The organism is Arthrobacter sp. 05T45 (genome assembly GCF_056395875.1).
Map to the genome: position 1 here is coordinate 1 of NZ_JBFTKI010000064.1, position 410 is coordinate 410.

1 protein-coding gene is annotated in these 410 nt (G+C 55.6%); it reads right to left on the minus strand.

Features of this window, described 5'->3' with window-relative positions:
- Positions 1 to 150: 150 nt before the first annotated feature.
- A partial coding sequence (locus AC1DGD_RS22170; RefSeq protein WP_476851881.1) for a hypothetical protein occupies positions 151 to 410 on the minus strand: 260 nt, incomplete at its 5' end.

Below are 410 nucleotides of genomic sequence, written 5' to 3' on the forward strand. Positions count from 1 at the left end.
GGGTGGTTTTGGGTTGTGGTGGCGGGGTTTTTGGGTGGTGGGGTGGGTGTGGGGGGTGGAGTTGCGGTGGGGGCGTGGTGGGTGTATTGTTTTCTAAGTCGCCGCGAGGGAGACCAGCGGAAATGCTGGGAACCGGAGGCGGCCAATCCCCTAAATTTCAAGACCGGATCTGGTCGGCGTTTTGTGCGCTCCGGGTTCGGGTGGGGCGGGTTGGATGGTTTGCGGGTCGCGGAAACGCTGATTTGCAAAGCGATCCGGACTCGGGTAAGTTTGAAAAGTTGCTCCGGAGCGATCCTTGACTGATTGTTGGTTGTGGTGGTGCCGGGTGTGTCTGTTGTTTGAGAACTCAATAGTGTGCCAAGTTTGTTGATACCAATTTATTGTATTGAATTGGTTGAATTTGCCGGGCC